Below are 8,787 nucleotides of genomic sequence, written 5' to 3' on the forward strand. Positions count from 1 at the left end.
GCCGGAGGACTGATACAGAAGCTGAAAGCAAAAGCCAGAGTTACGCTGTCCGCTTTGGATATGAAAAAGCTTATTTTGACAAATTTACCTTATCTGTTCATCTTTTTGTTTGCAGACAGGGCATCCTGCCTGTACCGGGCAAGCCCAGGGGCAGATATGGGAAACAAACTTTTATATGCAATGGAACATGCTGACCGGATCATTACTGGGCTTCTGCCGAGCCTTTACTACATGGATCTTTTGGTGGGAGCCGGTACTGCGGCTGTTGTGAAGCTGCTGATCTGGCAGAAACAGGCAGATGCCAAAAAGCTCCGCAAAGGAGTGGAGTATGGATCTGCAAGATGGGGAACAGCGGAAGACATTAAGCCATTTATGGCGGATGATTTTTGGATGAATATCCCGCTGACGGCAACGGAATCCATCACGATGGAGAGCCGACCGAAGAATCCCAAGTATGCCAGAAATAAAAATATCTGTGTGGTTGGTGGTTCCGGAAGCGGAAAAACCCGTTTCTTCGTAAAAATCTCAATCATGATGATGAACTGTTCCATGGTCATCACAGACCCGAAAGGGACACTTATCGAAGAATGCGGGAAAATGTTAGCCAAAGGACCGCCCAAGAGGGATAAGCATGGCAATGTCGTAAAAGACAAAGCCGGGAAGGTGGTGCATGAGCCTTATGTGATTAAGGTCTTAAATACCATTAATTTCTCAAAATCCCTCCATTACAATCCGTTTGCCTACCTGAAGTCCGAAAAGGACATCCTGAAACTGGTGACAGTTATCATTGCCAACACAAAAGGGGAAGGGGAAAAGGCAACCGAGGATTTTTGGGTCAAAGCAGAAAAACTGCTGTACACAGCACTGATTGCCCTGATCTGGTATGAAGGGGATGAGGACGAGAAGAACATGAATACCCTGATCGACCTTTTGAATGAAAGTGAGACCAGGGAAGATGACGAGAATTATAAAAATCCAGTGGATATGCTGTTTGAAGATCTGGAGAAAAGGGAACCGGAACACTTTGCAGTGCGCCAGTATAAGAAATACAAGCTGGCGGCAGGTAAGACAGCAAAATCCATTCTGATCAGCTGCGGTGCCAGACTGGCTCCCTTTGATATTGCCGAGCTTCGGGAGATCATGAGCTATGATGAGATGGAACTGGATAAAGTAGGAGACCGCAAGACGGCACTGTTTCTGATCATGTCGGATACAGATACTACCTTTAACTTTGTCATTGCCATGTTACAGTCCCAATTATTCAACCTTTTATGCGACAAAGCAGATGATGTGTATGGCGGAAGGCTGCCGGTCCATGTGCGGGTGATCTGCGATGAGTTTGCAAACATCGGGCAGATTCCCCAGTTTGATAAGCTGATAGCAACGATACGAAGCAGGGAAATCTCTGCTTCTATTATTTTGCAGTCACAGAGCCAGTTAAAGGCTATGTACAAGGATAGTGCGGACACAATTTTAGGGAATTGTGACACGATGCTTTTCCTTGGAGGCAAAGAGAAGACCACTCTGAAAGAAATGAGTGAGCTTCTTGGAAAAGAAACGATTGACCTTTATAACACCTCGGAGACACGCAGCAACCAGAAGTCCTATGGGCTGAACTACCAGAAGACTGGTAAACAGCTGATGACGGAGGATGAGATCGCTGTTATGGATGGCGGGAAATGTATCCTGCAGATCCGTGGTGTCCGTCCGTTTTATTCGGACAAATATGATATAACCAAACACCCGAATTACCGGCTCCTTGCAGATTACAGCGAGAAGAACCGGTTTAAGGTGGAAAGGGAACTGGATCCGAGGTACTCACCGAAACCCGATGAAGAGGTGGAAGTGATGGAAATGGATCTGACAGAAGACGGGAATGAGCAGTAAAAAATGAGGAAAGGAATAACTAACAGGGTGCGCCGGTTTCAATACCGGCGTTTTTTCATTCCCGTTTACACCCGGCAAAGTTAGTTTTGGTGATTTATATGGCATTTTTTACCAGTGCAATTACAACTCTTAAAACCCTGGTCGTAGCAATCGGGGCTGGTCTTGGCGTATGGGGTGTCATTAACCTTCTGGAAGGTTATGGCAATGACAATCGTGCGACACGTTCGTAAGTGAAAAGCTTACGCACAAAGTCGAAGGGCAATTGTAGCCCGAAACTTTGGAGAACTGATATTCCGATGGGTGAAATGAGGGGGTAACGTCCCGAAGCGCCACCCTAATACTCCGAATGGCGGGGAGCATGCAACGGCTCTCTCCAAAAGTTTATAGAGCTCGGTGAAGTCGGCAGAGAGCAATCGTAAGACTGGTTTTCAGGCCAGACACGAAAGCTGTCCAGAGGTGGATGGTGTTGCCTATATGCCGGGGGTCGGATATCCATGGTGAGAATGTATGAAAATACTGACGAAATTCCGAATGTACGAGTCTAAACGTTGATGCTGTCGAAAGGCAGTACACCTTTCATGGTGGTATCTGTGGGCAAGTAAAATTGGTTGTTATGAAAGTCCATGCATCGTTACAGGCGGTGCGGTTATGCATGACCAGATACAGGCTTAGAGGAAGAACCTAAAGATATCCAATGATAGGAATATCGGAACGTGGAAAGCTGGGGACACGGAGGCGGTTGCAAGCCAGTGATGTGGTGGATGGGAATACCTTCGCGAGAGGGCAATAACCATTCTTTATTCCAGTGAGAGTAGTGGCACAGTACCTATGAAGCCGTGAATAAGTAAGCGGTGGAGGGATAGCCACAAGTCGAATTCAGCAATGAAAATGAAAACACAACAAACACAGCTTCGAGTATGACAAAGAAAATCCAAACCGAAGGGAGAGGATGCCTGTGTTGACTTCGGGGCAGCAAGAAAGGAAAAGTAAACAGAGAAAAATCCGCAACTCAGAGTATTACGACATGGAAGGTACTTTTGACAGGCTGTATGCAGAAAGTAAGAAAGATAAAACCTTCAACCATCTGATGGAAATCATCGAGAGTGAAGAAAATATCAAGCTTGCATACAGAACGATAAAGAAGAATACAGGAAGTGATACTTCGGGAGTGGATAAAAGGACGATAGCCGACCTTGCAAAGTTAAGCGAGGAAGAATACGTCCGTCTCATACGGAAACAATTCAGTAATTATCATCCACGACCCGTAAGGCGAGTGGAAATACCAAAGCCCAATGGAAAGACCAGACCGCTGGGAATTCCAACTATCGTGGATCGGATCGTACAGCAATGTATTTTGCAGGTCATGGAGCCGATATGTGAAGCAAAATTCAGTGAGAACTCCAACGGGTTCCGCCCGAACCGTTCCGCTGAGACTGCTATTGCGCAATGCATGAGGCTGATACAGGTACAGCATCTGTACCATGTGGTTGACCTCGATATTAAAGGCTTCTTTGATAATATCAGCCATACAAAGCTGATGCGTCAGATATGGGCATTGGGAATTCGGGACAAAAAGCTGCTATGCATTATAAAAGAGATGTTGAAAGCACCTGTTGTTCTGCCAAATGGGGAGAAAACATATCCCACACGGGGTACTCCGCAAGGCGGTATTTTGTCGCCATTGCTTGCAAATATCGTATTAAATGAACTGGACTGGTGGATTGCTTCCCAATGGGAACAGATGCCAACAAAGACAAAATTCAAAACGAGGAGCAATGCGCAGGGAACAGAGATTAAGAGCCACGCTTACAGGGCTCTGCGCCGGAGCAGATTAAAAGAGATGCATGCAGTTCGGTACGCAGATGATTTTAAAATTTTCTGCGCATCACATGAGGATGCCGTCAGAGCATACAAGGCAACAGAGTTATGGCTAAAGGACAGGCTGGGGCTGGAAATCAGCCCTGACAAATCCAAAGTAGTTAATCTCAAAAGACAGTATTCTGATTTTCTCGGGTTCAAGCTGAAAGTCCGTAGAAAGGGTAAGAAATATGTGGTTCGGTCTCATATGAGCGATAAAGCATACAAAAAGGCTCATGATAAAGTCTCGGAAGAAGTAAAGGAACTGGCTCATTCGTCAGATGATAATGTTCAGTTCATGCAGCTTCAGAAATACAACTCTGTAGTTGCTGGACTTCATGAATACTATTGTATTTCCACAGAAGTATCTCATGACTTCAGCAGACTTGCCTTTAGTATCAACAAACAGCTCAGAAACAGACTGAAAGGCGACTTATCCAAAAAGGGACAACTCAGAAATGGGTTCATCAAAGAAAAGTATGGAACAAGCAGACAGATGAGGTTCCTTCATGGACGTCCGGTGGTTCCACTGGGATATGTCCAGCCGAAGAACGCCCAGCATAAAAGGAAATCCATCAATAAATACACGGTCAAAGGTCGGGAACAGATTCATAAGAATCTTGCAATCGACACAGCGACGATGTTATGGCTGATGAGAAATCCTGTAAAGGGTAGAACCATTGAATATGCGGATAACCGTATTTCTTTGTATGCGGCACAGTATGGTAAATGTGCAGTGACGGGAATTCCGATGGATTCTCATGATATTCATTGCCACCATAAAGTGCCGGTAAGCAATGGTGGTTCGGATGAATACGCAAATCTAATTCTTGTCAGCAAAGAGGTTCATATCCTTATCCATGCTTCCTCAGAACCCACGATTGAGAAGTACCTGAAATCCTTAAATCTTGACAATAAACAAATAGAAAAGCTTAACAAACTTCGTAGTATGGCAGAAATGCCACCTATTATTCTTTGAATTTAATGCTGTAACGAAGTGTGTAAGTTGTGTTTAAAACCCTGGACGGCTGAATTCGATGGAGCGCCGTGTGCGGTGAAAGTCGCATGCACGGTGTGGAGCGGGGGAAAATCCGGAGATAACTTCAAAGGATTACCTATCGCTATCGGGCGCTAAGAGCCAGGGAATCAAACAGCTCATGGCAGGAGCTGGAATTATGCTGCTGGGAACTACCCTGATTCCCCAGCTGGCAACTTTGTTCGGTTAATGGGGTAATGGATGAACACTATTATCGAACGAATCACGGAAGCCATAAAGGAGATCCTCATCGGGATGATCCAGAATGGTCTGGAAGGGATGTTCGTGGAGGTCAATGACAAAGTTGGGACGATAGCCGGGCAGGTTGGGCAGACACCGCAGGGATGGAATGCAGGGGTTTTTAACCTGATTCAGAATTTATCCCAGACGGTGATTGTGCCCATTGCCGGTCTGATCATTACGTTCGTGCTTTGTTATGAACTGATTACTATGGTCACACAGAAGAATAACTTCCATGAATTTGAGACCTACAACATTTTCCTCTGGATCTTTAAAGCGTATGTGGCGATTTACCTTGTGACGAACACATTTAATATCACGATGGCGGTATTTGATGTAGGACAGCATATCGTAAACAGCGCAGCCGGTGTGATTTCCGGAAGTACGGCGGTGGATGCTTCCGCCGCCATAGCGACCCTGACCGAATCTTTGGAAGAGATGGAGATTGGGGAGCTGTTTTTACTGGCAATGGAAACACTGCTCATCAGCCTTACCATGAGTATTCTTTCCGTGATTATCACGGTAATCATGTATGGCAGGATGATTGAGATCTACCTTTATACTTCTGTGGCACCGATCCCATTTGCCACCATGACCAATAAGGAGTGGGGCAATATCGGGAACAACTATCTGAAAGGCTTGTTCGCCCTGGCATTTCAGGGATTCTTCATGCTGGTCTGTGTCGGCATCTATTCCGTATTGGTCAATGCAATGACCATATCGACCAACCTGCATGGGGCAATGTTTTCAGTGGCGGCATATACGGTCGTTCTGGCATTTTCATTGTTTAAGACCGGTAGCCTTAGCAAATCAATATTCAATGCCCATTGATGGCACAAAGAAAGGAGTACTACCTATGGCGTATGTACCAGTACCCAAAGACCTTACAAAGGTCAAGACAAAAGTAGCATTAAATTTGACAAAGCGGCAGCTGATCTTTTTTTCTCTTGCCGCTGTAGTGGGAGTCCCGTTATACCTTCTGACAAAGAAACCACTGGGTTCCAGTGTTTCAGCGATCCTTATGGTAACCGTCATGCTGCCATTTTTCTTTATGGCAATGTATGAAAAGGACGGACTCCCCTTTGAAAAAGTGATGGGGAATATCATCCGACAGAAGTTTCTCTGTCCGGCAACACGCCCATATCAGACAGAGAACTTCTATCAGGAGGTAGATTCCCTCGTAAAGAAGGAGGGTATGCCGGATGGCAAGAAAGACGAAACAGGCAAAGCAGAAAAGCCTGGAAGCGGCGGCAAGAAAAAACCGTCAGGAAAGAAGAAACAGAAACGACAAAAAGGAAAGGGAAAAGGAAAAGCGTAGGAAAAAGCAGGAGAGGGAGAGAAAGCGGCAGAAGAACATCCCTCATACCGCTCAGCAGAGCATCCCGTATCAGCGGATGTTTGCGGATGGGATCTGTCAGGTGTCAAAGAACTTTTTTTCCAAAACCGTCCAGTTTTACGATATCAACTACCAGCTTGCCTTAAATGAGGATAAGGCCACGATCTTTGAGAATTACTGTGATTTTCTGAATTACTTTGATTCTTCCATCAGTGTGCAGCTGTCCTTTATCAACCAGCAGGTGGATGTGGCAGAGTATGAAAAGAGTATTGATATCCCCGACCAGGATGACGATTTCAATGAGATCCGGGAAGAATACCGGACGATGCTAAAGAACCAGCTCTCCAAAGGGAATAACGGTCTGGTGAAAACGAAGTATATCACCTTCGGGATCGAAGCGGAGAGCTTAAAGGTGGCAAGACCGAGACTTGAGCGGATCGAGGCAGATATCATGAACAACTTTAAGGTGCTTGGGGCACAGGCGCATCCTTTAAATGGAGTGGAACGTCTGGAGATCATGTACCATTTGTTCAATCAGGATAAGATTGAGCCGTTCCGGTTCAATTATCAGATGCTTCCGCAGACCGGGCTTAAGACAAAGGATTTTATTGCACCGACTTCCTTTAACTTCTCCAAGACGTCATCCTTTATGATGGGGAAGACACTGGGAAGTGTGAGTTACCTGCAGATCCTGGCACCGGAACTGACAGACCGTATGCTGGCAGATTTTCTGGATGTGGATGACAGTATCAATGTCAATATTCATATCCAGTCCATTGACCAGACCTCTGCCATTAAGATGATCAAAGGTAAAATCTCGGATTTGGATAAGATGAAGATTGAGGAGCAAAAACGTGCAGTACGTTCCGGTTATGACATGGATGTACTCCCTTCTGATCTTGTGACCTATGGGGAGGAAGCAAAGAACCTTCTGGAAGATTTACAGTCCAGGAATGAGAGGATGTTCCTTGTCACAGTCCTTGTGATGAATACGGCAAAGAAGCGTCAGAAACTGGACAACAACATTTTCCAGGTGCAGGGTATCGCACAGAAATATAACTGTTCCCTGCGTCCGCTGGATTATCAGCAGGAGGCGGGGCTTATGTCCAGTATCCCTCTGGGAGTAAACAGAATCGAGATTCAGCGTGGGCTTACTACCTCGGCAACAGCGATTTTTGTGCCGTTCACGACACAGGAACTGTTCCAGGAAGGGGAAGCCCTTTATTATGGGCTGAATGCCCTGTCCAACAACATGATCATGGTAGACAGGAAGAAATTAAAGAACCCCAACGGGCTGATCATCGGAACACCGGGTAGTGGTAAAAGTTTCTCCGCAAAGAGGGAGATTACCAACTGTTTCCTGATTACGGAGGATGACATCATTATCTGTGATCCGGAGGCAGAGTATTATCCACTGGTGCAGGCACTTCATGGGCAGGTGGTTCGTATTTCGCCGGTATCGACACAGTATATCAATCCAATGGATCTGAACCTGAATTATTCCGAGGAAGATAATCCGTTGTCTTTGAAATCCGATTTTATCCTGTCTCTTTGTGAGTTGATTGTGGGAGGAAAAAACGGTCTGGAACCGGTGGAAAAGACCATCATTGACCGGTGTGTACGTCTGGTCTATCAGGAATATCTCTCTGACCCGGTGCCGGAAAAGATGCCGATCCTTCAGGATCTGTATGACCTGCTCAGAGGACAGGATGAACCGGAAGCACAGCGGCTGGCAACAGCACTGGAGATCTATGTTACCGGTTCTTTGAATGTGTTCAACCACCGAACAAACGTGGATATCAATAACCGGCTCATATGTTTTGACATTAAAGAGCTTGGAAAACAGCTGAAAAAGATTGGGATGCTCATCGTGCAGGACCAGGTATGGAACAGGGTGACACTCAACCGTTCTGCCCATAAATCCACCAGATATTACATTGACGAGTTTCATCTGCTTTTGAAAGAAGAGCAGACAGCCTCCTATAGTGTGGAAATCTGGAAAAGATTCCGTAAATGGGGTGGTATTCCGACAGGTATTACCCAGAACATCAAGGATCTTTTGGCAAGCCGTGAGATTGAGAATATCTTTGAGAACTCTGATTTTATTTATATGCTCAATCAAGCAGCCGGGGATCGGCAGATCCTTGCAAAGCAGCTGAACATTTCACCGACCCAGCTGTCCTATGTAACAAACAGTAATGAAGGCGAGGGACTTTTGTTCTATGGAAATGTAATCATCCCGTTTGTGGACAGGTTCCCGAAGAACAGGATTTATCAGTTATTAACAACCCGTCCGGAAGAAGTGGGAGATCCGGTATAAAGTCCAGCGGTGTGATGTCAAGTGAGAAATGAATAATAAATCAAATATCTTTCATATATTTCACGAAGACAAAAAACACCCACCTAAGCCCTGTCGACCATGTTTTTTGAA

At 45.5% G+C, this 8,787-nt stretch carries 5 protein-coding genes and 2 pseudogenes; all 7 read left to right on the forward strand.

Going from position 1 to position 8,787, the window contains the following annotated elements; all coding sequences use genetic code 11:
• Nucleotides 1–60: 60 nt before the first annotated feature.
• Complete coding sequence (locus ACTNB8_RS05975; RefSeq protein WP_441053128.1) at nucleotides 61–1,887, forward strand: VirD4-like conjugal transfer protein, CD1115 family; 1,827 nt, start codon at nucleotides 61–63, stop codon at nucleotides 1,885–1,887.
• A gap of 98 nt (nucleotides 1,888–1,985) precedes the next feature.
• Nucleotides 1,986–2,114, forward strand: a pseudogene (locus tag ACTNB8_RS05980) (Maff2 family mobile element protein); the annotation flags it as partial.
• Nucleotides 2,115–2,836: 722 nt separating this feature from the next.
• Nucleotides 2,837–4,723, forward strand: coding sequence for a group II intron reverse transcriptase/maturase (ltrA, locus tag ACTNB8_RS05985; protein ID WP_096240995.1), 1,887 nt, complete (start codon nucleotides 2,837–2,839; stop codon nucleotides 4,721–4,723).
• A 148-nt stretch (nucleotides 4,724–4,871) separates the two neighbouring features.
• A pseudogene (locus tag ACTNB8_RS05990) lies at nucleotides 4,872–4,970 on the forward strand (Maff2 family mobile element protein); the annotation flags it as partial.
• Nucleotides 4,971–4,981: 11 nt separating this feature from the next.
• Entirely contained in the window at nucleotides 4,982–5,851 is an 870-nt protein-coding gene (locus tag ACTNB8_RS05995; RefSeq protein WP_441053120.1) for a VirB6/TrbL-like conjugal transfer protein, CD1112 family, read from the forward strand.
• Nucleotides 5,852–5,876: 25 nt separating this feature from the next.
• Nucleotides 5,877–6,338 carry a PrgI family protein gene (locus tag ACTNB8_RS06000; RefSeq protein ID WP_441053121.1) on the forward strand — a complete coding sequence of 154 codons (462 nt, stop codon included), beginning with the start codon at nucleotides 5,877–5,879 and terminating at the stop codon, nucleotides 6,336–6,338.
• Nucleotides 6,223–8,676, forward strand: a complete 2,454-nt coding sequence (locus tag ACTNB8_RS06005; protein ID WP_441053122.1) for a VirB4-like conjugal transfer ATPase, CD1110 family — start codon at nucleotides 6,223–6,225, stop codon at nucleotides 8,674–8,676. The genes ACTNB8_RS06000 and ACTNB8_RS06005 overlap by 116 nt, the downstream gene beginning before the upstream one ends.
• Nucleotides 8,677–8,787: the final 111 nt, after the last annotated feature.

It is taken from the genome of Blautia sp. HCP28S3_G10 (assembly GCF_052065235.1).
Taxonomy (GTDB): Bacteria; Bacillota; Clostridia; order Lachnospirales; family Lachnospiraceae; genus Blautia_A.